The following is a 21,591-nucleotide window of genomic DNA, read 5'->3' on the forward strand; positions in this document are numbered from 1 at the left end:
CGCTTTATGTTCAGCAACCTTTTATTGAAGCACACCGTAGCTAATGATTTCAACTGTTGGACGAATGTTGATTTCGGCTTTCGCAAAAGCCTTTGACCAGCTTTTTTGCTTTTGGAATTGTCTGTATTCGTAAGCGCGGGCGTATAAGCCAAAGCCGATCGGATCCGCCTCATATGTTTGTAATTTTTTTACGACAGATTCGAGCTGTTTTTGTATTTCTTTTGCGAGCCATTTCTCGACTTTTTTCTTTTCTTTTTTCATATCGATGTATGTCGTTGACTCCGTGACGATCACGCCGAGCTTCATATGAACGTCAAAATGGAACACCCCATTTCGAAATGACGGTTTATATGAAAACTCACCATGTTCAACCGAAATGCTTACGTATTCTTTTTGTTTTGTTAGACCTTTTATAGCGAGTGTGAGCGATGTCGCAGGTTTAATATTTTTTTGCAATATCGCAAAATATGGACTTTCTTTTTGTGAAAGAGAACCGACATATTTTCGTTGCCTATTAAATAAAGCAATTCCTGCTGCTACTAAATCTCCTTTATGCACCTTTAAAATCGGGGCAAATGGGGTTTGGGCACGATCGAGCGATAAACGATGAAAAAGAAGCATGTTAATTTTAGTCGTTTGTTTATTTATATGACCGTTTAAAATAACGTCGCGAATCGCGACGGATAAACGTGGTTTATCGTCAAGGCGAATGTACATCAGCTCTTTTAACGGACCATCAAAAACGATAAAATTCGCTGTTGTTGAATTTTTCGGATCGCGAAAAAACACATCCAAGTAGGAAAACATGTCGTGTTTTTTCGCGAACGTTTTACTGACGATAATGTTTTGCGCTTTTCCACCAACAATTTTTCCAGACGCAAAAGCGTTTGCTTTTGACCGTCCGTCGCGCGGCGTCATTCCGACTGTACGAATGACTTCGTAAATATTTTTAGACTCTTTATTAAACACAGGGCTAATCGAGTAAACGAGTAACTTTCCATCTTTCCCCTCATCTAAACCGACCGTCAATGCGAGTGTTAATTCGTCAAGTTGTGTTTTCATTCCACATCCACTAGCTATAAAAAAGCAAAGTATGGCATATATACACTTTTTCATTTGTTTTTCCCTCCTTGAAACCATCGTGCAATGGAGGTGTAAATAAATAAACCGATAGGGAAAAAGTACGCTCCCCATAAACCGTATCTTTCCCACCACGAACCCATCGTTTGAATATGAGAAAAAGGTGGGGTGTATAAAAAGGACGTGAAAATAAATATACAAACGGTAAAGAGTAATACGATCGTATGATCCTTTTTTCCAATTAGCTGACTAATGCCAAAAACAGTTGTAAAAATATAGGGAATGCCTGTTGTTGACATCACGAACAAATAAAACGATAAAAAGATGACTTCAAACCGTTCAATAAACGAAAATTCAATTGTTTTGAGCAACGATAACGTCGGCCAAATAAGCGAAGGTGTTTCGTCTGGGCTAAAAAAAATAAAACATGTGATCGTAATGAGCAAAAATGTAAAAGCCGAGATGCTGTTGGCAATGACCATCGCTTTGATCCCATGCTTTTTTTCTTTCAAAAACGGATAAAACACGAACGCTAATTCAAAGCCTAAAAACGATAAAACCGTCGTTTTTACCGCTTGAAAAATCGGTGCCCATCCCTCTTTTAAAATAGGAAGCATATATAAAATCGTTCCTTTTTGTAGCGGTACTGCAATTAAAACAGGCATCCAGAGTGTTAAATAAAAGACGACTTCAGCATAACGTCCAAGCACGCGCACACCATTTCGTGTAATTAAAAAGCCGGGCAACATAAACAACATCATAATGAGATAGTTTGGTGTGTTTGGTAAAATCCATACTTGCGTAATATGAATGGACGTAAAAACAACAGTGATAGCTGCTAATGATGTGTAGGCGACAAAAGCAAGATGGATCAATGTCCCAAATATACGACCGAAATAGCGACGAGAAAGATTGAAAATCGTATCTTGCGGATGCTTTGCCATCGTTTTTATAATGATCGTACTTGCGATCATCGAAATAACCCAGCCGATGACAATGGCGATCCATCCGTCTGTATTGGCGATATCGGCAAGTTGGGCTGGAAGCGATAAAATGCCGATACCGACTTGTGTGCCCGAAATAAGAAAAATGTATTGCATCGTTGTCATTTCGTTAAATCCATACCGTTTCATACCCACCACTTATTTACGAAATTTTTTTTGTCTCGTCAGTTGCGTTGGACGGGCGGATAATGGGCGTGTGCGCATCATCCAAAGCGGAAAGCGTAAGATCGTATCTTTCCAGTCGCGCAACCGCGCAGGAGCAAATGGACTTCCTGCAGGTGTGCCGAGCGATTCTAATGAAATCAAATGGCCGATAATAAGCATGAACCCGATGACCATTCCAACTAAGCCAAATAAAGAAGCGGCAATCATCATTGGGAAACGCAATAAACGAATCGACTCGGACATATCTGGATTTGGAATAATGAATGATGCAATGGCTGTCAACGAGACGATCACGACCATAATATTGCTGACGATACCGGCTTCAACAGCTGCTTGTCCGATGACGACCCCTCCAACGATGCCGACCGTTTGTCCGATCGGTGCAGGTAGGCGTAAACCTGCTTCACGTAGCATTTCAATCGCAAGCTCCATTAACACGGCTTCTAAAAGTGGCGGAAGCGGGACACGTTCGCGCGATTCACCAATCGTTAACAATAAATTGAGCGGAATGATTTCGTAATGAAACGAGAGGGCCGCGATATAAGCAGACGGCAGAAAAATCGCCATAAAAAAGGCAAGCAAGCGCAAAAGCCGTAAAAACGAAGCGATCATCCAACGTGTACTGTAATCATCCACCGTTTGGAAAAACGTAATAAACGTCATTGGTCCAATCATCACGCTTGGCGAACGGTCAATAACAATAACAATGCGACCTTGTAATAAGTTGCTTACTGCAGCATCGGGACGTTCAGTTAATAAAAATTGTGGAAATGGTGAAAATGGATTGTCTTCAATATACTGCATCAGCTCGCCTGTATTGACGATCGTATCGACATCGACTTGTTCGATACGATCTTTCAATTCTTGTAATACTTCCGGATGAGCAACGTCTTCTAAATACAATAAGGAGACAGGGGTATGACCGCGTCTACCGACGGTCGTTTCTTCAATTTTTAATTGTTGATGCGGCAAATAACGGCGAATAAGGGCAATATTTTTCTCGCACGTCTCGATAAATCCTTGGTGTGATCCTTTCAAAGACGATTCAATTTGCGGTTCCGCAATGGCGCGTTGCGGCCACCCTTGTGTATCTAAAAGTAATACTTGATTGTCGCCGTCTAAGAATAGCGCTGTCTCTCCTTGAAACACGTGTTGAATAACATGTTCCCATTTTGTCGTATATGATTTTGAACCAATCGGGAGTTGAATATCTGCAATTGTATGAATTTGTTTCGTTTCAAATAAAAGCGGATCTATAATGTTATTGTTGATCGAATTTTTATCAACGAGCGTATTGAGATATACAAGTAACGCTCGTTTTTTTGGTTCCCCGATCAATAAATGGCAATATACGAGATCAGGTGTTTTTGTAAAATAGTCACGCAACGTTTGTTCATTCGTATCAAGCGAATGAGTCAATAGTTGTTGGGTGCCGTTCATCATTCATCTCCTTTCAGCTGTGGAAGCGGTTCAATAGCTGGGCCCTCTAACACTTTTCCAGTAAAACAAAAACGTGAACCATGACATGGACAGTCCCATGTCTGTTCGCTATTGTTCCATTCGAGTTCACATCCCATATGTGTACATGTCGTATCGACGACATATAGCCTGCCTTGTTCGTCGCGATAAGCACCAGCTCGTTTTCCATCTACATTGACCACAGCTCCTTCTCCAGGCAATATGTCGCGAGGGGTGCGGAGGGCGTATTCAAGCTTTCCGATTAGGAAATGCTTCGCAACATCGATTCCTTCTGTCAGCAAGTGATTGAGCGACGGATCTGCGACAAAGCGTGACGGGGCAAACAGTTGAGCGTAACGATTTTCTTTTTGTAACGCTAAATCGGCTAACAGATGAGCAGCAACTGTACTTGTCGTCATGCCCCATTTACGGTATCCTGTCGCGACAAGTATGTGTGGAAGGCTTGTACGAACAGGACCGATGTATGGGAGATTGTCTAGTGTGACAAGATCTTGCGCCGACCAGCGATATCGTACGTTTGATAACCCAAATGTATGTTCACAAAATGATTGTAACGCTTCATAATGTTGCATCATGTTTACCCCTTGTCCGACTTTATGCGACTCGCCACCAATGAGGAGGAGTGGTTTGTTGTCCATCATTGTATATCGAATTGAGCGCTTTGGTTCATTTGCGCTTAAATACATGCCTTGCAATCGTTCGTGCGCTTCAACTGCAATCACGTATGACCTTTCTGCATGTAATCTTGCAAAGTAAAAAGCAGGGTAAAAAAATGGAAAGTAGGTACAAATGACAACAGTGTCACAAGTGATCGTTGCTCCATTTTTTGTTTGTACAACCGGTCTTGTCGATGTCTCAATATGTTGTGCAACGGTTTGTTCATAAAAAGATGCCCCATGTTTGACAGCGAGTTCCACTAATGTTTTTAAATAATGGAGCGGATGGAATTGCGCTTGGTTGCGCATCATGATTGCACCTTGAACGGAAAAAGGAAGCGACAGTTGATCGACATATGCTCCGTCAATGCCGATCGTTTCATATGCTTTCCATTCCGCCTCAAGCTTATATAATTGCGTTTCTTCAGTCGTATATACGTATGCATCTTCTAGCGATAAATCGCAATGCATATCGTTTTCTTTTATTGTTTGCAAAATAAACTGTATTGCCTCGCTATTTGCTTCGTAATATTGACGAGCGCTATCCTCACCGAAGTGAGCAATCAGCTCATGATAAATAAGATCATGTTGGGCGGTTATTTTTGCCGTCGTATGCCCAGTTGTGCCGTGACATAGCCGATTTGCTTCGATGACGGCGACACGCACGCCTTGTTTAGCGAGCAAATAAGCGGTTGTAATACCTGTCATACCTCCACCAATAATCGCTACATCCGTTTCAATCGGTTGCGTCAAAGATGGAAAAGACGGAAGCGTTGTTGTTTGTAGCCAATACGATTGAGATAACTTTGGTAAAGACATGTTTTTGTTCCTCCATACCCATGTTTTTCTTAATTTTCCCCAAATCGAAAAGTTTATGATGAACATTTGCAAAGATGATAAAATGGAAATAGACGAGTATCGAAACGTTTTAATAACATAACGTAAGAGGGAGAGTTAAAGTGAATAAAGATGCAAATATTCGTTTACAAGATAACGTCGTGTTAGAACATTATGGGCTTAATGAGCTGCATTTAGAATCTGTTCGCCATTATCGCGAACAATTTGCAAAAGTGAAACCAAACCACCCGTGGAACGGATTAGAAACAAAAGATTTTTTATATAAAATCGGCGCATGGGGAAAAATACGAGACACAAACAAAGAGGGACTCACACTCGCAGGACTTCTTATGTTTAGCGAAGAGCGAATGATTACAGAAGTTTTACCACAATACTTTTTAGAGTATCGTGAATATGGAGATGATGAGCTGCATTGGTCAAACCGTTTTACTTCACAGGACGGAACATGGTCGGGAAATATTTATGATTTTTATTTTAAAGTGATGCACGAGGTCAACGACGTATCACAAGTTGAAAAAGACGCTGTCCATGAAGCGTTAATGAATGCAATCGTCCATGCTGATTATAGCGGTGATGGAGGGATTATTGTTGAACGGCAGCGATCATGTATGCAAATGTCTAACCCTGGTTTGTTTGGTATTCCTTTAGAACAAGCAAATAGTGGTGGAGTCAGCTATTTGCGCAATCCAAATATGTTTAAAATGTTTATTTACATTCAGTTTTGTAAACGTGCTGGAGTCGGTTTAAAAACGATGGAGACAATTTACTCACAACAATTTGCTGTTGAGCAATATGATTTTCAAAAACGAACGGTTGTTACATTGCCTATTGTGTCCTTCTCAGAAAGACACGACTATATAAATGAGATCGAGGCATTGAGTGATTGGATGGACGATGCACCATTATCAGACTCCATAAATAAATACAAAAACTCCTATAATAAAGACCAAAACTCCATAAATAACGAGTTTGAGTGCGTAAATAACGACCAAAACTCCTTAAATATTGAAATAAACCCCGTAAATAAAGTGCTTGACTCCATAAATAAAAAGGATAGCTCCGTAAATAAAGATGATAACTCCGTAAACATCTCATTCAACTCCGTAAATAAATTGGATGAGGAAGAAGAAAGAAATGTCGATCAGGAGCTATGGAGTATTGCTGAAATTGCGCGTAAGAAAAAAAGACTTGCACCGGCTAAGATGGAAGAAGTCATTTTGCAGTTATGTGCCCGTCGACCATTAATGTTAAAACAGTTATCCCATTTACTAGATCGAACGCCAGACGGATTGCGCAATAATTATTTAGGAAAGCTATTAGCGGAAGGGAAAATGCGCTTAAAGTATCCAGATCAACCAAATCATCCAAAACAAGCGTATATAACCAATAAATAATATTCATGATTTGTTCAATATTTCACAATGTTTAATGGGGAAAAGAATGTTACAATAATGACAACAAAAGAAAAGTTGAGGTGACAGATGATGCTTGTATGCGAATGGAGAAACTTTTCAACAGATGCGGAAACATATACATTGGAGCTATTTGAGGAAATGATTGGCGATGAATTTGAAGCGATGATGTTCGAAGACGATCAAGAAATTCCTTCTTATATATGGACAGTAAACTATGTTGTCATTGTGAAACGGAATACGCGCATGTACAACGATATTTCGTTTACAAAAATCCCACGCAATCCAGTATGTGAGTAACCGTCTTTTCTTAACAAAAGGCGGTTCTCCTATAAAAATAATTGCTCAATATTTCACAAAGTTGACACACACGAACGCGATTCCTTTCGTTATAATGAAAATGTGAAAACAATCACATTTTATTTTTCCGATTATCTTGTGAAAAATTTCACAAGAACAATATAGGAGGGTCTTGTATGGCTGTCGATGAAAAAGTATTAGACCAAAAGAAAGAAGTTACGAAAATGATTGATACGCTTGTAGCCAATGCGCAAAAAGCGTTAAAAGCGTTTCGTGACTATGATCAAGAAACGATTGATCATATCGTCAAGCAAATGGCGTTAGCTGGGCTTGATAAACATATGTATTTAGCAAAACTAGCGATTGAAGAAACAAAACGTGGCGTGTATGAAGATAAAATTATTAAAAACATTTTTGCGACAGAATACATTTACCATAACATTAAATACGATAAAACGGTTGGCGTCATCCGTGAAAATGAACATGAAGGTATTATTGAAATAGCCGAGCCTGTTGGTGTCATTGCTGGGGTAACGCCGGTAACAAACCCAACGTCGACAACGATGTTTAAAGCGCTTATTTCAATCAAGACGCGCAACCCAATCATTTTTGCGTTCCATCCGTCTGCGCAAAAATGTAGCAGTGAAGCAGCACGCATTTTACGCGATGCAGCCATTGCAGCTGGAGCGCCAGAACATTGTATTCAATGGATCGAAACCCCTTCCGTTGAAGCAACTCAACAATTGATGCACCATCCTGGTGTTTCGCTTATTCTTGCGACAGGTGGAGCAGGCATGGTGAAAGCGGCATATAGCTCAGGAAAACCAGCATTAGGGGTTGGACCTGGTAACGTGCCTTGCTATATTGAGAAAACTGCAAATATAAAACGTGCCGTGAACGATCTCATTCTATCAAAAACGTTTGACAACGGCATGATTTGTGCATCTGAACAAGCGGTCATTATTGATAAAGAAATTTATGATGCCGTGAAAAATGAGATGATCGCAAACAAGTGCTATTTCTTAAATGAAGAAGAAAAGAAAAAAGTTGAAAAGCTTGTCATCAATGAAAATACGTGTGCAGTCAATCCGAATATCGTCGGTAAACCAGCGTATGAAATTGCAAAAATGGCAGGCATCGATGTACCAGTTGATACAAAAATTCTCGTAGCCGAGTTAAAAAGCGTCGGTCCTCAAGAACCGCTTTCTCGTGAGAAGCTAAGTCCGGTATTGGCTTGTTATAAGGTGAATAGCACAGAAGAAGGATTAAAACGAGCAGAAGAAATGCTTGAATTCGGTGGACTTGGCCACTCGGCTGTCATTCATTCAGAAAATCAAGAAGTCATTCTTGAATTCGGTAAGCGAATGAAAGCAGGACGAATCATTTCGAACGCGCCATCTTCACAAGGAGCGATCGGGGACATTTATAACGCATACATTCCGTCATTGACGCTCGGTTGCGGTACGTTTGGAGGCAACTCCGTTTCGACAAACGTTGGTGCGACACATTTAATTAACATTAAAAAATTAGCGAGAAGGAATGTAAACATGCAGTGGTTTAAAGTTCCACCAAAAATTTATTTTGAAAAACATGCGACACAATATTTAGCGAAAATGCCAAACATCTCACGTGCCTTTATCGTTACAGACCCAGGTATGGTGAAGCTCGGCTATGTCGATAAAGTGTTGTACTATTTACGCAAACGTCCAGATTATGTGCATTGCGAAATTTTCTCAGAAGTGGAGCCAGATCCATCGATTGAAACAGTCATGAAAGGTGCCGACATGATGCATGCGTTCCAACCAGACGTCATTATTGCCCTTGGTGGTGGTTCGGCGATGGACGCGGCGAAAGCGATGTGGTTGTTCTATGAACATCCAAATACAGACTTTAACGGCTTAAAACAAAAGTTTTTAGATATTCGTAAGCGTGTATTTAAATATCCAAAACTCGGTCAAAAAGCGCAATTTGTCGCGATTCCAACAACGTCTGGTACAGGTTCAGAAGTGACATCGTTTGCGGTCATTACAGATAAGAAAAATAATGTCAAATATCCGCTTGCTGATTATGAGTTAACACCAGATGTCGCCATCGTTGACCCACAATTTGTTATGACGATGCCAAAACATATTACAGCGGATACAGGTATGGACGTATTAACACATGCCATTGAGGCGTACGTATCGAACATGGCGAACGACTATACAGACGGATTAGCGCTAAAAGCGATTCAGCTCGTTTTTGAATACTTGCCACGCGCATACAAAAACGGCAACGATGAAGTAGCGCGCGAAAAAATGCACAACGCATCAACCATTGCTGGTATGGCATTTGCGAACGCATTTTTAGGCATTAACCATAGTTTAGCGCATAAACTTGGCGCAGAATTCCATATTCCGCACGGACGTGCGAACACGATTTTAATGCCGCATGTCATTCGTTACAACGCGCAAAAACCGAAGAAGTTTACAGCGTTTCCGAAGTATGAACATTTCGTAGCTGATCAACGTTATGCTCAAATTGCTCGCTTGCTCGGCTTGCCAGCAAGAACGACAGAAGAAGGAGTAGAAAGCCTCGTTCAAGCAATCATTAAGCTCGCAAAAGAACTCGACATGCCATTAAGCATCGCGGCAACAGGCGTCAGCAAAGAAGCATTCGAAAGCAAAGTCGAACAACTTGCTGAATTAGCTTTCGAAGATCAATGTACAACAGCCAATCCAAAATTGCCATTAGTTAGTGACCTTGCCGACATTTATCGTCAAGCGTATAAAGGGGTTTAGCAGTTAGTTAAATAACAGCATAAAGTTGCTCTTCTGATAAGTAAGCTTATTTTATATGTGTGTTAGTGTACGATTCATGGGTATTCCATAGACAACGGAGTACCCCTTTTTTATTTTTTAAAACGATAAAGTTAGGTATTTTCCACAATGGAAATTGCGGAAAATACTGATATACATTATTTTCTTTTTTTTATAATTTTGGTTCATCACCACAACATGTACTTGACAAGCGGGGGATTTTCTTGAGCCGCCGTGTACGAAAAATCTGATTTACTGATTTTTCCTTACAAGTACAGAGAAGGCGTGTTCTGAAATAGTCAAGTACAACTTTCGGTGAAGAGCCCCTTAATTAAAAATCAAATCGATGACCAAAAGATCCGGAAAACAATGGAACGGGTTGGGCTTGATCCAGATTCAAAGCAAAAAGTGAAACACTATTCATTAGGAATGAAACAAAAATTAGCGTTAGCACAAGCAATCATGGAAGATCAACAAACGTTAATTTTAGATGAGCCATTCAATGCATTAGATCGTACGAGCGTGGACAATATACGTCAGATGCTTCTTTCATTTAAGACGGAAGGGAAAACGATGCTTATAATGAGCCATAATCAAGAAGATATTGATATTCTCTGTGACCATGTGTTTGAAATTAATCAATATACGCTACAGCAGATCAAATGAAAAGCATGGGAAATGCTTGCCCATGCCTTTTATGTTTTACATTTAAGGTTCAATGATTCCTTCTTTTATTGCTTTCACTACCGCTCCAACTCGAGAATCAACTCGCAGTTTCTTTATGATGGTAGAAACATGGTGTTCTACTGTTCGGCGGCTTAGATTTAATGAATGACTAATATTCTCGTTTGTTTTATCTTGAGCAATTAATTTTAGAATGACAAGTTCCATTTTCGTTAGAGAAATGTTTTCTTCTTCATCTACATCATTCGGAAAAAATGCGAACCCTTCATATGCTCGGCGTATTGCATTCGCTAACTGAAGGATAGACTCCTCTTTTACTACAAATGCAGATGCCCCAGCATGTTTCGCAGCTCTTATGTATTCGCTATAGTTATATCCAGATAAAATGACAACTTTGCAATTTGGATATAACATTTTCATCTTCTTTGTCCACTCTAATCCATTTCCATCTTTTAAACGAATATCCATTACGATCACATGAGGATTCAATGTTTCGATAGATTCTTGTAGCTGAGATAAATGTAAAACTGTTCCCACAACGTACATATCTTCTTCTCTTTCAAGCAATTCTTTTAATCCTTCAATCATAAGCACATGATCATCAACTAGTAATACTTTTATCTTCATACTTTTCCACCTCCTCAAATGGAATCATTATAAAAATCCGTGTTCCGAGTTGCTGGTCGGAATATATGTCCCATCTTCCGCCTAACATATATAATTGTTTTTCAATGGAAGCTAATCCGAAGCGATGTTGTTTAATTGCTTCATACGTGTTTATAGGGATAGAAAACCCTTTTCCATCATCTTCAACAGAAATGTGCAACATATCATCTTCTTCCCATATGGAAATAATGATGGATGTAGCTTCCGCGTGTTTGACAGCGTTATAAGTAAGCTCACGAATGATTCGGTAAAGAGTAATTTGTAGTGTCGAAGGAATAATTCGTAATCCCAAGTCATAATATACTTCGATATCAAGATGGCTCTCTAGGCGAACTTTATTTCTTAACTCATATAAGCTATTTTCTAAGCCGATATCTTCAACAAACATCGGATATAAATGCTCACACATGTTACGTACTTCACGAATTTTACTTTGTAATAAATTGTGAATTTGTTTCTCGCTTTCTTCATTTTTTCCTAATTGAATTCTTTTCCAGATGGCGATAAGCCCTTGCAATATTTCATCATGCAAAAACATGGCCATCCTCCATTTTTCATATTCTTGAATGGAATATTCCTGTTTGTTATTCAAACTATCCACTTTTTGCTCTGTTCGATGTGTGAAGTACATGTGAATGGTTTGATATATAGTAATAGAAAAGATAAGAAATATATTTACAGGAAATAAAGGGATATGGTGATCAATTACTAACAGTACAACATTACAAATAATTAAACTTATACATAAAACGGCAATTTTTTTACCCATTTTCTTGGCAGCAACACGCCAACTTGCAATCCCTTGCTTAGTTAATAAGTATGAAAGGACGAGAGGAAAGAAAATCATACTTACTAGCGTGTAATGAAACGAAAGAATCGAAAAACCAAATAATATGTTTGGAAGAAGGCTTAAAAGTATAACAGGTGCAAATGATACACATAATCCAGCAACAAGCATGAACAATTCGTTTTTTATTTTTTTTGAGTTCGAGCGAAGATGGAACGCAATTAATGCGACGCATGTACCAACAGCCATAACCATATTAAGTACGATAAACAATCGGGCAATGGTTTTTATAGATGTTTCATCTACAACTGCACTTCCCAAAATATAAGTGACGAAACAACCTATACTCGTCCACTTTGTAATAGAGGAAACATAGTGGAAAGGTCTTGGTCTCGTTGAACTCGGAAAATATTTAAAAAATTCAAGGAGTGCGTAAGGCGCTAAACAAACAGCGAAAGCCTCAACCATTTGTGCTGTCTGCATCCCTCGGCTTGAAGGAATGGCAGATATAATTGCAATCGCACTAATACACATTAAAGCAAAAAAGCGTTGTACAACAATGGATGTTGGTTTTTGAATATACGTATATTTACCAATTAATAAGAAAAACATCCCGATGAATAAAACAATATAATAAGGATGTTTCATATATTTTTCATATGTTTCGATCAAAATATAAGTAATAAGGAAAAGTGAGAAAAACCAAATACCTGTCAAATGTCTATCCATTGTATCACGAACTTTCTAAGTATGTTTTTAGTTCATAAATGGCTTCCTGTTTTTCTGGAAAGCGAATTTTTACTTGTTTTATTGCACGTTTCATGTATATATCAGAGAGAACAAAACAGTAGTCCAATGCCCCTGTTTTTTGTATATAATTTCTTATTAATGTAATATGGTCTATAAAATTAGGGCAATTTAAATTGTTCAATAACCACCCATTATCATGCATCAAACTGTATTCTAAGGCTTTAATAAGAGGCAAAGTCGCTTTTTTACATATCAAGTCATTTTTTGTCACATAAAATATCCTTTGCATCATTACGCAGTTGACCACTTATTCCGACATACGTTGCAATGTCGTACCATTTGTACGCCAAAGGGCCAGCTCCTAGCTGACAAACAAGTCTTGTTAATGATGATGATTTTTGTGAGATCAGCTTAAAATATTGTTCTTCTGTCGGAACGGATGTATCAAATAGTAAAATGCAAATCGTTCCATTGTCCATTACATGCTTCCTTCAGTTTCTTTCATCATGCGACATATTTCTTCTCTTAAAGTTTCGAGGTGTATGCAAAGCAATTAAATGTATGGCTTCGACAAATAATGTATTAGCGACCACAATCATTTCGCCTATAGATGTATGTTCTCGCATAGCATTGTTTTTTTCTCGTCCGCAATATCATCAAAGAGATCTGTTGCTAAAATTAAAAACTCAATGGCGGAAGCGTATGGAATAACTATTTCAATTTGTACATGGTTGTGAAATTTTGCGATATGAGTATAGAACTCCCCCCACCAGTATGTTTATGAAATAATTTTCCGGGAAAATGGAGTAAAAATTGAATACGTTCACATACTTCTTTTTGAATGAGTGAGTATTCGTCTAAATCGTGCAACATAAATGACTGCATTTCTCTTCTTATATCAGTCAAAGCCACTGATCTCCTCTTTCGTTGCTTAACTCTTTATTGTTAAAATGCTCTCTAAGCGACAGAAATGCCTCAAGAGAAAGTAATCCTCTCGCATGCTCCCAGTCTGCTTGTGTCATAACTTTTTTCTTATTCATTTCCTGAATCATCATCCATAAGTTCTTTTCCATTTTCCCTCCAATCCTTTTTATACAAAATTCTACATTATAATGAAACATTTGTCATTTATTTTTGAAAATAGGTATTTTCCGCAATGAAATTTGCGGAAAATACGGATATGATAGGCTGGAAGTTTGTGATAGACTGAGAGCGAGCCGGCTCGAGAAAATTCTAAATTAAGGTGGGGAAGAAAATGAGGAAGAAGCTTAAGAAATACTACAATTTAGGACTCTCTCTAGCTATGGGAATTGGGGTTTTGACTTTTGCAAACTTCACTTATGCTAGCGATGATAATATTGGTTTTAGTTTCGAGCTGAAGCCTAACTATGGAAATAGTTATTCTGAATCTCGATATAGACAGACTACTGATCCGAATAACAAATGGAAGGTGAATTTAACTTATTCTTCTGAAGGGGTCGGTTCTATCGCTACTTTCTGGTTAGATAAATCTGGGACAAGGGTATCTGATACACATGATGTAAAGCAAGGTAGCGGTGCCCATTATTATTCAGCTTTTAGTACGGCAAATCAATCAAATGTACGTTTAGGGGCTGAAAACAATAACTATAGTCCAGATAGCTACGTAATAAGTGGTTACTGGGATGAAGAAACAAATTAATGGAATACTTGTTTACCTAGGATGATTATTTATGATCATCTTAGGTCCTCCTCTCAATAAACCATGAAAAAAGTTGAGTGATAAAAATGATGTGTAGTCATATGTATAGAATCCTAAAAAATAAACGATCTTGGCTTTCTTTTTGTATTGTTTTATGTATACCATTTTTTGAAATTGTACAGTTGCTCATGTATCAAAAAAATTCAAATGAAGTTTTTCATCCTGCTTTTGCGTTTTTTCTGACAGGTTCAAGTATTGGACATGCACCACAAATTATGTTGATTTGGTTTTTACCTATTTACTTTTTAATGTTAGTGGCAGATGATCCAATTCAAGATTATCAAACGGGGTATCGTTATATTCTGATAAGTAAAATCGGAAAGAAAAAATATGTTTTGCATAAGATGCTGTTATCGTTTGTCTTGTCTTTTGTTACTATGCTCGTTGCATTAGCTGTAAACTTTATGACTGTTTCAATTATTTTCTCAGGGGGTACTTTCACGAAAGGAGTGATGGATTTAAACATTGAAGACAACACGTTGTTTCAATTTAGTGTAAATCATCCATATATAGCAATATTGGTTTTTTCTATAATAAGTTGTTTTATGTCTGGGTTGGCAGGATTACTTGGGAGCAGTATGAGTTTGTTTTTTCTTGATCGAAAATATGCCTATGCCGCTTCGTTTCTTGTTTGGTTTTTAATGATTTTAAAAAGAGACTCTATTGTGTATCTTTTTCAACCTTTTACCGAATACGGACTAGGCGTGCTTGTTCCAACTATTTTGTTCGCTAAGTTTGTATTCTTACTGATTGCCATTTTTGTATTTGTGTATGAGGTTAAATACAATGAAAGCTAAAAGAGCGATTATAGTTATTATCTTGTGGGTGTTTTTTTCATTCGTTTGGTTTATTCAAAATAGACATTTTGTATTTCAAAGTCATTTACGCCTTTCGTTTGTGGAAGCATTGTCACTCATGAATAGTAGTGCAGTTGGATATAGTTCGATACAAGCGTATGCTTTGTTTTATACTATTCCGTTTATCGTTTGTTTAAATCATTTCTTTTTATTGAAGCCTATTTATTGTATTGTACGGTTTGCAAAACGGAGACATTTATATGTACGAGAATTTATTGAAATAGTTATTGTAGCGATAGTTTTTTCTTTTATGCATACGTTTGTCAATGTATTATGGACGAGTCGTTTTTTTTCTTTTGAACAGTTACAGGAAGTGAGCTTTTTTCATATCGCTCTATGCAACGGTGTTCTATTGTCGCTATTTTATACATCTGTTGGTCTTATATATCAATGCTTTAAAGATTTAACACGCCAATCAAACGTAGCATTCTTTCTAACATTGCTTCTTGTTGGATTATGGTTTTTTATGGAAAAGTTATTTATATTTACATCGTGGGGGCCGATGAAGGACTTAACCATATATACACAATGGTTTGAAAATCGCTGGACGATAATAGAGTTTCTATTTGCTTATATAAGACAAGCTCTTCTCGTTTTCTTGCTTTTCTTTATGTATTCATTTTTATATGAAAGAAAGGATTTTATTTCATGATTCGTCATTTTTCTTTTTTCCTTTTTGTTGTAGGCTCATTTATTGTTCAAGCGATTTTTTCAAATCATTTTCAACTTTTTTCTTTTTACGGTTCGTTTGTTGACGGTGTTCCGTTTACACTTTCACATGGTTTAGTATATAAATATTTGCTTATTTGGTATTTGCCGATTGCTAGCATAAGTTTTTATTTCTCAGGTTATTTAGAAGATGTGAGAAAGTACGCAATTGTTCTTTTTGTACGTAGCTACAATAGGATGAAATGGATGTTAAACCAATATATATATGCATTTGTTGTCACGATGATTTTTATCTTTATTCAAACATTTATCATGTTTTTATTTCGTGCATGTAGTGAAAATATATGGACACCGAATGGTATAAAAGGCTTGTGTATGTATTTATTATCCATATATACACTTATTTGTTTGCAATTGTTTTTAGAATTATATGTTGGAGCTAGGTTTTCTCATCTCATTGTCAATTTGTATGTTATATTGTCTATTTTATTGTCAAATGAATTGCACGATGGACTGAATTGGTTGCATTATTTTTTCATTCCTGATCATGGGATGGGATTTCGCAATGGGTTAAGTAGTTCAACTGCTTTTGAACAATACGTTATCCATTTTTCTATAGGGTGTTTGGTCTTGTTATTTAGCCAATTTTTACTCGTTTCTTTTTCGGTTCGAAAAACAAAAAAAATGGACTGGTTATAAAGTGAGGAGATGGAAATGATAGAAGTTCGTCATTTGAGTAAAAAAATAAAAAGTACGTACGTATTAAAAGATATATGTTATCAATTTGAAGAGGGGAAAATTTACGGATTATTCGGAAAAAACGGATCTGGGAAGACGATGTTACTACGTGCTTTGGCAGGTTTAATTGTTCCGACTGAGGGTGAAGTCGTGATAAATAGGAAAGTGTTACATAGAGACATATCATTTCCACCTAGTATAGGGATAATTATAGAAAATATGGAGCTTCTACCTCAATACGATGCATATACAAATCTTTATATTTTGTCAAAAGTTAAAAAAGTTGCTTCAGAAGGAGAGATTAGAAAGGCACTTCAACGTGTTGGATTAGATCCATTTTTAAAAACAAAAGTAAAAAAATATTCATTAGGAATGAAGCAACGTTTGAATATTGCCCAAGCCATTTTTGAAAAGCCGCATATCATTTTATTGGATGAGCCTACAAATGCAATTGATGATGAAGGAGTCGAACTCGTTCAGCAAATTCTTTTAGAAGAGAAAAAAAGAGGAGCCACTATTATTCTAGCAAGCCATATCAAAGAAGATTTACAACATTTATGTGACGTTGCTTTAAAAATGAGCGAAGGGAAGCTTCTTCTATGAATAAAGGGAAACTTGCTATTTTTTTGAGTATTATTCTCTTGTGTATCGCTGTTTTCACCTTCCAATATACAAATATTTTTGGTGATAAACAACTAAAGCAGATCGTCATACAATCAGGAGATTATGTTGTTGGGAGAAACATGGGTGAGGGAATATATGATGTAATCGCATTAAATGGGCAAGTAAAATTTATGCAGATGAAAATGAATGAGGGAGACCGATGGCTGGCTGTTCGTTTGCGTCATGGGGAGCATGTATACGTAGAAGGGGATGGGAAAGTTCGTCTTCAGCCCTCACGATTTGAAAAAATAGAGGAAAGAGGGGATGGGATTTATCAAATTAAACATTCTGGTTTCTATGTTGTAGGCAGGCAAATTCCCGAAGGGGAATATATAATCACTTATTTGACCAAGAATACAGAAGAAAAACCGTTTGTCCAGCTTTTATCGTCAAAGCGTGATGTCATTCATACGTATGACTTTCAAAATAGGAAAGATAAATATTATAAAGTAGTTTGCAAAAAAGGGCAGATTCTCGAAGTGTACAAAAATTTATTTGCTGAGTCGAAACATGTGCTCGTCATTCTTAAGAAAAACGAATAGCATATACTATGTAGATACCGTCAAGAATGTTGTGCAATGTAAGATAGGGTATTTCTGAAATGGATTTAGGGGGCATTTTGATTTATCGTGTTTGTGGAAGGTGGTTTATATGTCCTTGACACGTATGGACGCGATGGACGACACGATGGTGTGGATGTTCCACTTGACAGAGCGTCGTTCCCTCATGTCCGCCAGGCTTTTTGCCAGACGGTTCACGAGAGGAGCGCTTTTTCTCGAAACGGTCAGAAGATGGGGGCAGATGGCTATTAGAGCTGTTTTTTTTCGTGCGTGCTTCCAGCTTTTGAACGCGATATGTCAGTTGTTCATTTTCTTTACGTAGCTGTTTGTTTTCTTGACGCAAATATTCATTTTCTTGAATGAGTTGATGAATGAGCTGTTTTTGTTGTTGGACTTTGCCCATTAAGCTCTCAACCGTAAATACAGCTTGTTGTACCGTCAACATGCGATTCACCTCCTTGTCTATCTGTATTCACATCATAGACAAGAAAAGAAAAAAATATTCAGCTCACTTTATGATGTGGCTGAATAGTTACATAGATGTTCATTGAATTACAAAATGTAACAAAAATATATGGTAAGGATGAATACGCGACGAAGGCGCTAAGTCAGGTAAGTCTACAAATTGAACGTGGAGAGTTTATTGCAATTATGGGACCTTCTGGATCGGGAAAATCGACTTTATTACATACTATCGGATGTATGGATGTCCCCACAGAAGGAGTATATCGACCTGAAGGGGAAGATGTAACGAGATTAAATGACAAACAACTAAGCGATATTCGCAATAAAAAGGTTAGTTTTATTTTTCAACACTTTGCATTAATGACAAACTTTACTGTATTTGAAAACGTTGAACTCCCGTTATTGAAACGAAACATGTCAAAAAAGGAGCGACGAGGAAAAGTTGAATATTATTTAAATAAGCTTGGCATTTTTCACTTGCGACAGAAGAATGTTTCTAAATTATCGGGAGGACAAAAACAACGAGTTGCCATTGCAAGGGCAATGGTAGCGGAAACGAACATCGTTTTAGCTGACGAACCAACAGGGTCGCTTGATCGTCAAAACGGCGAGAAAGTAATGGAGCTCCTTCAACAGATGAACGAAGAGGGGAAATGTATCATTGTCATTACACATGATGAAAAAATAGCCTCTTATGCTCATCGCATGATTTATCTTAGTGATGGATGCATTCAGCTAGATAAGGGAAAGGAGTAGTGTGAATGAGCAAAAAGTTGTTGCTTCTGTTCGGCAGTCTTACGTTTATTGTTTTGTTAGGTATATTGTATTATACATTCATGTACAAAGAAACATTTGAATCATCCGCCGAAGGATTATTTTTGCCTGAACAGTATGAAGAAAAATATCGTGTTTTCGAAGCTACCATTGAGGTGAATAAAATAAAGTACGAAAAGTTGCATATTGACCATCGTATTGACCTCAAAGGCGGTAGTTTGGCGTATGAGTTGTACGATCCAAAAGGAAATATCATCGATCGAGGAGAAGTCACGGCTACGCAACCGTTAAATAAGCAATTGAATATGACGCCACAAAAAGGAGTATGGAGGGCGAAATATTATACAAACAAAGATACCGATGGAAAATACATATTGATATTTAAATCTGGTGACAAATAAAATATGTCGATACTGACTTTCCTATACAACAAGCCAACTACCTATATCATATAAGAGTTGAGATAAGGGGGTGTCCGATGAAGGATGTCCCTTCTTTTTGTTTATGGTACACTAATAGAGGAAAGAGAGGGACGGATCGTGAAACAAGCGAAGACGAATGCTGTGCGCATGCTCGATCGTGCACGTGTACCATACGAACTGTTTACTTACGATTATACGGATGGACAAATTGATGGGATATCCGTTGCGAGAAAAATTGGACAACGTGAAGAAATAGTGTATAAAACGCTTGTCACAAAAGGGGCAAGCGGTCAACTTTACGTATTTGTTATCCCTGTCGCAGCAGAACTGGATTTAAAAAAAGCGGCGATCGCTGTCGGTGAAAAAAGTGTGTATATGTTGCCTGTGGCGGATATCGAAAAAATGACGGGGTATGTGCGAGGTGGTTGCTCGCCAATCGGAATGAAAAAAATGTATGCCACATATGTGGACGAATCGGCACTTTTGCACGAACAAATCATCTTGAGTGCAGGGAAAATCGGCATGCAAATGAAACTTTCTGTTCGAGATTTATTAAAGCTGACAAATGGAAAAACCGCACATGTCGTCAAAGAGTAGAAAGGAGAATTTTCGCATGCGAATGACAAAAGAGGCAGAACGTCAATGGCTTAAGCAGCGCATCGAAGAAGGACTGTTGACAGACGACAATCGCTTGCTTTGGGAAATGATTTTGCCGAGTCGCTTAAAGCGTATGTACGATGTGTTAAGCGAACGAACAAGATATATTACGATTTTGACGGAAGCGGTCGATGATCCACACAATCAAGCAGCGGTATTGCGTTCAGCGGAGGCATTTGGCATTCAAGATGTTCATGTCGTTACCGGAGCGGCTCCGTTTGAGCCGAACAAATGGGTGACGCGACATGCGGACAAATGGTTAACCGTGCATAAACATTCATCGATTGAACGGGCGATTCGCCATCTCCAACAAAAAGGCTACCAAGTATATGCAAGCTACCTCGGAGAAGGGACGATTCCGCTTGAACAAATTGACGTATCGAAACCGACGGTGCTTTTGTTCGGAAATGAGCATCGTGGGGTATCCGAAGAAGCACTTGCTTTAGCGGACGGAAAGTTTATCATTCCGATGAACGGATTTGTGCAAAGTTTTAATATTTCTGTCGCGGCAGCGATTTCCCTTTATGAAATCACGAAGCGGGCGAAACAAGTGGCAGGGGAGCGTTATCATTTATCGCTAGCAGAAAAGAAAGAAATATACGAACATTGGATGAAGCTTTCGCTTAGCCCACGGCTAAGAAAAATGGTGGAAAGTAAAATAGGAGGACGCAATGATTGAAGCGGTGATTTTTGATTTAGATGGCGTCATTGCTGATACTGTTGAACTGTATTATATTGCGACAAAACGTGTCGCCGATGAAATTGGGGTACCGTTTGATCGACAGCTTAATCAAAAGCTACAAGGGATGAGCAGACAGGCGATGGTTGAGACGCTTCTCGGTGAAAAGGCGCATGAATGGTCGGAGGAAGAAAAACGAGCTCTTGGCGATCGCCGTGGCCAATATTATCGCGAGTTGATCGAGCAATTGTCGTCAAGTGACGTGTTGCCGGGAATGAGGGAGCTTCTTTGCGACATTCAGCGCGACGGTGTCCCGATGGCGCTCGCGTCGTCAAGCTCAAACGCACGTGTCGTTGTCGAGCGGCTCAACGTGCGCTCTTTTTTCGATGTCATTGTGGATGTCAAAACGATTACGCGCATGAAGCCAGATCCGGAAATTTTTTTAACAGCTGCGAGACAACTTCGTGTCGACCCATCTCATTGCATTGCTATTGAAGACGGGGAAGCGGGAATGAAAGCGATCAAACAGGCGAATATGTTTTCCGTCGGCATCGGTGAGCATTTAGCTTCGCTGTCTCCCGATTGGCTCGTTCAACGGACAACGCAATTGACATGGGACGAGTTAAAAAAGCGATTTATGCAAAAAGCTGGTCAATGACGACCAGCTTATTTTGGTGTGCTCGGCATGGGTGCAATCTATAGGGTGAAAGTCCCGAACTGCGAAGGC

The 21,591-nt window shown here is 38.4% G+C and carries 23 protein-coding genes and 2 pseudogenes; 15 read left to right on the plus strand and 10 right to left on the minus strand.

The window, feature by feature from the left end; translation table 11 throughout:
• Nucleotides 1–21: 21 nt before the first annotated feature.
• Genes CS060_RS07380 through CS060_RS07395 form a run of 4 tightly spaced genes read right to left on the minus strand, consistent with a single transcriptional unit; the run spans nt 22 to nt 5,203 of the window.
• Nucleotides 22–1,062 carry a Ger(x)C family spore germination protein gene (locus tag CS060_RS07380; protein ID WP_231563667.1) on the minus strand — a complete coding sequence of 347 codons (1,041 nt, stop codon included), beginning with the start codon at nt 1,060–1,062 and terminating at the stop codon, nt 22–24.
• Nucleotides 1,063–1,112: 50 nt separating this feature from the next.
• Complete coding sequence (locus tag CS060_RS07385) at nt 1,113–2,213, minus strand: GerAB/ArcD/ProY family transporter (protein WP_035049315.1); 1,101 nt, start codon at nt 2,211–2,213, stop codon at nt 1,113–1,115.
• A 9-nt stretch (nt 2,214–2,222) separates the two neighbouring features.
• The gene (locus CS060_RS07390) at nt 2,223–3,692 is read right to left on the minus strand and encodes a spore germination protein (RefSeq protein ID WP_035049318.1); all 1,470 of its coding nucleotides are present in this window, start codon (nt 3,690–3,692) and stop codon (nt 2,223–2,225) included.
• Nucleotides 3,689–5,203 carry an FAD-dependent oxidoreductase gene (locus tag CS060_RS07395; RefSeq protein WP_035049319.1) on the minus strand — a complete coding sequence of 505 codons (1,515 nt, stop codon included), beginning with the start codon at nt 5,201–5,203 and terminating at the stop codon, nt 3,689–3,691. The genes CS060_RS07390 and CS060_RS07395 overlap by 4 nt, the downstream gene beginning before the upstream one ends.
• Nucleotides 5,204–5,343: 140 nt before the next feature.
• Between CS060_RS07395 and CS060_RS07400 the strand changes: the two genes are divergently transcribed.
• The 4 genes and pseudogenes from CS060_RS07400 to CS060_RS07415 form a co-directional block, all read left to right on the plus strand.
• On the plus strand, nt 5,344–6,636 hold the full coding sequence (locus CS060_RS07400; protein ID WP_035049321.1) for a DUF8451 domain-containing protein: 1,293 nt from the start codon (nt 5,344–5,346) through the stop codon (nt 6,634–6,636).
• Nucleotides 6,637–6,726: 90 nt separating this feature from the next.
• The gene (locus CS060_RS07405; protein WP_021094383.1) at nt 6,727–6,954 is read left to right on the plus strand and encodes a hypothetical protein; all 228 of its coding nucleotides are present in this window, start codon (nt 6,727–6,729) and stop codon (nt 6,952–6,954) included.
• Nucleotides 6,955–7,130: 176 nt separating this feature from the next.
• A complete protein-coding gene (gene adhE, locus CS060_RS07410) occupies nt 7,131–9,734 on the plus strand; it encodes a bifunctional acetaldehyde-CoA/alcohol dehydrogenase (RefSeq protein WP_099668826.1) in 2,604 nt (867 codons plus the stop codon).
• 345 nt (nt 9,735–10,079) lie between these two features.
• Nucleotides 10,080–10,418 (plus strand): annotated as a pseudogene (locus CS060_RS07415) (ATP-binding cassette domain-containing protein); the annotation flags it as partial.
• A gap of 42 nt (nt 10,419–10,460) precedes the next feature.
• Here CS060_RS07415 and CS060_RS07420 read toward each other — a convergent pair.
• The 5 genes from CS060_RS07420 to CS060_RS14125 all read right to left on the minus strand — a co-directional run bounded on the left by CS060_RS07420 (nt 10,461) and on the right by CS060_RS14125 (nt 13,712).
• Nucleotides 10,461–11,063 (minus strand): response regulator transcription factor, encoded by a 603-nt coding sequence (locus tag CS060_RS07420; RefSeq protein ID WP_069201721.1) that lies wholly within the window; start codon nt 11,061–11,063, stop codon nt 10,461–10,463.
• Entirely contained in the window at nt 11,038–12,501 is a 1,464-nt protein-coding gene (locus CS060_RS07425; protein ID WP_231563672.1) for a sensor histidine kinase, read from the minus strand. The genes CS060_RS07420 and CS060_RS07425 overlap by 26 nt, the downstream gene beginning before the upstream one ends.
• 121 nt (nt 12,502–12,622) lie before the next feature.
• Nucleotides 12,623–12,910: a polyprenyl synthetase family protein gene (locus tag CS060_RS14330; protein ID WP_257211126.1), complete on the minus strand. Its 288-nt coding sequence runs from the start codon at nt 12,908–12,910 to the stop codon at nt 12,623–12,625.
• Nucleotides 12,897–13,118 (minus strand): class 1 isoprenoid biosynthesis enzyme, encoded by a 222-nt coding sequence (locus CS060_RS14335; RefSeq protein ID WP_257211127.1) that lies wholly within the window; start codon nt 13,116–13,118, stop codon nt 12,897–12,899. Before CS060_RS14335 ends, CS060_RS14330 begins: the two co-directional genes overlap by 14 nt.
• Nucleotides 13,119–13,541: 423 nt before the next feature.
• Nucleotides 13,542–13,712, minus strand: coding sequence for a hypothetical protein (locus CS060_RS14125; protein ID WP_180271066.1), 171 nt, complete (start codon nt 13,710–13,712; stop codon nt 13,542–13,544).
• Between the two features lie 182 nt (nt 13,713–13,894).
• Here CS060_RS14125 and CS060_RS07435 point away from each other — a divergent pair, with 182 nt between their 5' ends.
• The 6 genes from CS060_RS07435 to CS060_RS07460 all read left to right on the plus strand — a co-directional run bounded on the left by CS060_RS07435 (nt 13,895) and on the right by CS060_RS07460 (nt 17,849).
• Nucleotides 13,895–14,320 (plus strand): DUF2712 domain-containing protein, encoded by a 426-nt coding sequence (locus CS060_RS07435; protein WP_035049408.1) that lies wholly within the window; start codon nt 13,895–13,897, stop codon nt 14,318–14,320.
• A gap of 89 nt (nt 14,321–14,409) precedes the next feature.
• Nucleotides 14,410–15,177 carry a DUF2705 family protein gene (locus CS060_RS07440; protein WP_180271067.1) on the plus strand — a complete coding sequence of 256 codons (768 nt, stop codon included), beginning with the start codon at nt 14,410–14,412 and terminating at the stop codon, nt 15,175–15,177.
• The gene (locus tag CS060_RS14430; protein WP_035049410.1) at nt 15,167–15,889 is read left to right on the plus strand and encodes a WxPxxD family membrane protein; all 723 of its coding nucleotides are present in this window, start codon (nt 15,167–15,169) and stop codon (nt 15,887–15,889) included. Before CS060_RS07440 ends, CS060_RS14430 begins: the two co-directional genes overlap by 11 nt.
• Nucleotides 15,886–16,605, plus strand: coding sequence for a DUF2705 family protein (locus CS060_RS07450; protein ID WP_035049412.1), 720 nt, complete (start codon nt 15,886–15,888; stop codon nt 16,603–16,605). Before CS060_RS14430 ends, CS060_RS07450 begins: the two co-directional genes overlap by 4 nt.
• A 15-nt stretch (nt 16,606–16,620) precedes the next feature.
• A complete protein-coding gene (locus tag CS060_RS07455) occupies nt 16,621–17,247 on the plus strand; it encodes an ABC transporter ATP-binding protein (RefSeq protein ID WP_099668828.1) in 627 nt (208 codons plus the stop codon).
• The gene (locus CS060_RS07460) at nt 17,244–17,849 is read left to right on the plus strand and encodes a hypothetical protein (RefSeq protein WP_035049414.1); all 606 of its coding nucleotides are present in this window, start codon (nt 17,244–17,246) and stop codon (nt 17,847–17,849) included. The genes CS060_RS07455 and CS060_RS07460 overlap by 4 nt, the downstream gene beginning before the upstream one ends.
• A 112-nt stretch (nt 17,850–17,961) precedes the next feature.
• On the opposite strand, the pseudogene CS060_RS07465 reads toward CS060_RS07460, so the two are convergent.
• Nucleotides 17,962–18,312: pseudogene (locus tag CS060_RS07465) on the minus strand (DUF6444 domain-containing protein); the annotation flags it as partial.
• Nucleotides 18,313–18,407: 95 nt separating this feature from the next.
• Here CS060_RS07465 and CS060_RS07470 point away from each other — a divergent pair.
• The 5 genes from CS060_RS07470 (at nt 18,408) to pgmB (ending at nt 21,522) form a co-directional block, all read left to right on the plus strand.
• A complete protein-coding gene (locus CS060_RS07470; protein ID WP_099668829.1) occupies nt 18,408–19,088 on the plus strand; it encodes an ABC transporter ATP-binding protein in 681 nt (226 codons plus the stop codon).
• 5 nt (nt 19,089–19,093) lie between these two features.
• Entirely contained in the window at nt 19,094–19,507 is a 414-nt protein-coding gene (locus CS060_RS07475; protein ID WP_035050818.1) for a hypothetical protein, read from the plus strand.
• Between the two features lie 138 nt (nt 19,508–19,645).
• Nucleotides 19,646–20,125 (plus strand): Cys-tRNA(Pro) deacylase, encoded by a 480-nt coding sequence (ybaK, locus tag CS060_RS07480; RefSeq protein ID WP_035050817.1) that lies wholly within the window; start codon nt 19,646–19,648, stop codon nt 20,123–20,125.
• A gap of 22 nt (nt 20,126–20,147) precedes the next feature.
• Nucleotides 20,148–20,864, plus strand: coding sequence for a TrmH family RNA methyltransferase (locus CS060_RS07485; RefSeq protein WP_035050819.1), 717 nt, complete (start codon nt 20,148–20,150; stop codon nt 20,862–20,864).
• Entirely contained in the window at nt 20,857–21,522 is a 666-nt protein-coding gene (pgmB, locus tag CS060_RS07490; protein ID WP_035050816.1) for a beta-phosphoglucomutase, read from the plus strand. Before CS060_RS07485 ends, pgmB begins: the two co-directional genes overlap by 8 nt.
• The last annotated feature ends 69 nt before the right edge of the window (nt 21,523–21,591 follow it).

Origin of the sequence: Anoxybacillus flavithermus (genome assembly GCF_002742685.1) — a bacterium.
In the GTDB taxonomy this organism is placed as follows: domain Bacteria; phylum Bacillota; class Bacilli; order Bacillales; family Anoxybacillaceae; genus Anoxybacillus; species Anoxybacillus flavithermus_E.

Excerpts from the sequence above, each read along its gene's own strand:
- CS060_RS07380 (WP_231563667.1), bottom strand. The coding sequence starts at position 1,062 with ATGAAAACACAACTTGACGAATTAACACTCGCATTGACGGTCGGTTTA.
- CS060_RS07385 (WP_035049315.1), bottom strand. The coding sequence starts at position 2,213 with ATGAAACGGTATGGATTTAACGAAATGACAACGATGCAATACATTTTT.
- CS060_RS07390 (WP_035049318.1), bottom strand. The coding sequence starts at position 3,692 with ATGATGAACGGCACCCAACAACTATTGACTCATTCGCTTGATACGAAT.
- CS060_RS07395 (WP_035049319.1), bottom strand. The coding sequence starts at position 5,203 with ATGTCTTTACCAAAGTTATCTCAATCGTATTGGCTACAAACAACAACG.
- CS060_RS07405 (WP_021094383.1), top strand. The coding sequence starts at position 6,727 with ATGCTTGTATGCGAATGGAGAAACTTTTCAACAGATGCGGAAACATAT.
- adhE (WP_099668826.1), top strand. The coding sequence starts at position 7,131 with ATGGCTGTCGATGAAAAAGTATTAGACCAAAAGAAAGAAGTTACGAAA.
- CS060_RS07420 (WP_069201721.1), bottom strand. The coding sequence starts at position 11,063 with ATGAAGATAAAAGTATTACTAGTTGATGATCATGTGCTTATGATTGAA.
- CS060_RS07425 (WP_231563672.1), bottom strand. The coding sequence starts at position 12,501 with ATGTTTTTCTTATTAATTGGTAAATATACGTATATTCAAAAACCAACA.
- CS060_RS14335 (WP_257211127.1), bottom strand. The coding sequence starts at position 13,118 with ATGGACAATGGAACGATTTGCATTTTACTATTTGATACATCCGTTCCG.
- CS060_RS14125 (WP_180271066.1), bottom strand. The coding sequence starts at position 13,712 with ATGGAAAAGAACTTATGGATGATGATTCAGGAAATGAATAAGAAAAAA.
- CS060_RS07435 (WP_035049408.1), top strand. The coding sequence starts at position 13,895 with ATGAGGAAGAAGCTTAAGAAATACTACAATTTAGGACTCTCTCTAGCT.
- CS060_RS07440 (WP_180271067.1), top strand. The coding sequence starts at position 14,410 with ATGTGTAGTCATATGTATAGAATCCTAAAAAATAAACGATCTTGGCTT.
- CS060_RS14430 (WP_035049410.1), top strand. The coding sequence starts at position 15,167 with ATGAAAGCTAAAAGAGCGATTATAGTTATTATCTTGTGGGTGTTTTTT.
- CS060_RS07450 (WP_035049412.1), top strand. The coding sequence starts at position 15,886 with ATGATTCGTCATTTTTCTTTTTTCCTTTTTGTTGTAGGCTCATTTATT.
- CS060_RS07455 (WP_099668828.1), top strand. The coding sequence starts at position 16,621 with ATGATAGAAGTTCGTCATTTGAGTAAAAAAATAAAAAGTACGTACGTA.
- CS060_RS07460 (WP_035049414.1), top strand. The coding sequence starts at position 17,244 with ATGAATAAAGGGAAACTTGCTATTTTTTTGAGTATTATTCTCTTGTGT.
- CS060_RS07470 (WP_099668829.1), top strand. The coding sequence starts at position 18,408 with ATGTTCATTGAATTACAAAATGTAACAAAAATATATGGTAAGGATGAA.
- CS060_RS07475 (WP_035050818.1), top strand. The coding sequence starts at position 19,094 with ATGAGCAAAAAGTTGTTGCTTCTGTTCGGCAGTCTTACGTTTATTGTT.
- CS060_RS07485 (WP_035050819.1), top strand. The coding sequence starts at position 20,148 with ATGACAAAAGAGGCAGAACGTCAATGGCTTAAGCAGCGCATCGAAGAA.
- pgmB (WP_035050816.1), top strand. The coding sequence starts at position 20,857 with ATGATTGAAGCGGTGATTTTTGATTTAGATGGCGTCATTGCTGATACT.